The following is a 1,874-nucleotide window of genomic DNA, read 5'->3' on the forward strand; positions in this document are numbered from 1 at the left end:
GCCTCCTGCGACGGATCCGCCGCCGGCATCACCGCATAAGACGCCGCCCCACGCGGCAAATCCTCCGCCGCATGCATCCCGCTGCACGCCCCACACGACAACACCAGTCCGGTCGCGACCAATACACGCCCAACCGCCATCACCCAACCACTCCCTCAGACCGACGACCAGACCGCTCAATACCAACCCGACCCAGCAAACCCGCCAACATCCCACTCACCACAGCCAAAGACAGACTCCGCTCCGGATAGTCAACCAACGAATGCAACAACAAAACGGCGATCTGGCCCGTTCGTCGCGGCGGCGCGTCATCCAGACGCGCGACTTTGCCCTTTAGTCGCCAGTTGGACTGATCCGCCGACCACATCGCCCCTCCATCTCAGTTTGCAACATGCCGCTTGACTTGATGCCGCTAAGTTCGCAGCCAGAACGCATGGCCTCAGTTCGAATGCCGACAGTGGCGCTTGCGTCCCTAGTCTCCGTCGTCGCGGCGGCCCTTGCCGTGCTCTGCTGGATGAGTGCAGCCGACCGGTTGAGTGAGGAATCGTTAGCTGCCCACAAAAGCTATTTCGGCGGGCAGAGCGCTACACGCGAGGCTTTCCAGAGCTTGGCAGACAACAACCCTCGCGCGGCTTTGACACAAGCGCGCAGAGCCATCCAATCCGATCCGATAAATCCCGCGTCGACCTCGGCGTTGGCCAGCGCCAATCTCGCGCTCGGTAACATGCAGGCTGCGTATGCAGCTTTCTCGGTCGCGGGCCACCTCGGCTGGCGCGACGTGCCGACGCAGTTGTTCTGGTTGGCGCAGGCGCTGGCCGTAAACGACATTGGTGTCGCGCGCGACCGTCTCGATGCCTTGCTGCGGCTGGATATCGACAATGACGCGGTGGATGCCGCGCTGGCCTCGTTCGAGCAGACGTCGGCTGGGCAACAAGCACTAGCATCGCTTCTGCAGCGCGATCCGCCTTGGGCCAGTCGCGTTCTTGGCGAGACCGGGAAACTCACTGACGGCGCCTTTGCAGGGCGAATGGCGGCAATCAGTCTGGCGGCATCCCATGGCGCAAATCTCGATTGCGGAGCCGTGGGCGCGGCAGCGAGCCAGTTGATCGTCGGCGGGCGGATCGGGGATGCCAAAACCCTGTGGCGTCAAGCGTGTGACCGAAACGGCGATGTCTACATCAGCGACGGCGGATTCGAGACGGATATAACCAAGGCTTCGCACAACCCATTCGATTGGCGGCTGCAAAACAGCGGCGGGTTGGGAACCTCGATCGTTTCGGCACCTTCTCCGCTTGAAGGGCATGCGCTCCGGATCGATTCGTCGAACACGGTGCGGACGATAGCAGCTCGACAATTGATGGCTTTGAGCCCCGGAACATACCGCCTGAGTTGGCAGACCGCTCTTGAAGGCGGCCAGGCGGATGACAGCATCGATGCCTTCGTTCGATGCGCCGGTACGACGTCGATGGTGTATCGAAACGACGATAGTTTCCCGGCGCGTGGCAATGCGGTCGCCAAGATATTCACCGTGCCGGCCTCGGATTGCCCGATCCAGGAAGTCGATATTCAGAAGGCCGCCAGTGCTTCGGGCAATAACGAAACCGGGTGGGTGGATAATATTCGGGTGGCCCCGATTGACGCCTCGTAAATTGGATCGGCGCGAATAGGGGGGCAACGCCTAGGCGGCGTGGACAAATTTGAGCCAGTATCTGGTGGTGGCGATGTGGACCATGGATAGGAAGCTGTCTGAACCGCGCCGGGTTTGCCGGAGGCCTTGGGTTGTGAGTCACGCTGCCATATCGATGTTGTCCGCGGCAGCATAATATTGGTCTTCCGCTTCGGCAGGCGGGATGTTGCCGATGGGCTCGAGCAGC

Annotated in this window: 1 protein-coding gene; it reads left to right on the top strand. The window is 61.5% G+C overall.

Annotated elements, in window-relative coordinates:
* The first annotated feature begins 514 nt into the window (after positions 1–514).
* Complete coding sequence (locus tag K7G81_RS17615) at positions 515–1,648, top strand: tetratricopeptide repeat protein (protein ID WP_223032142.1); 1,134 nt, start codon at positions 515–517, stop codon at positions 1,646–1,648.
* Positions 1,649–1,874: the final 226 nt, after the last annotated feature.

It is taken from the genome of Hephaestia mangrovi (assembly GCF_019880555.1).
GTDB classification, from domain to species: Bacteria; Pseudomonadota; Alphaproteobacteria; order Sphingomonadales; family Sphingomonadaceae; genus Sphingomonas; species Sphingomonas mangrovi.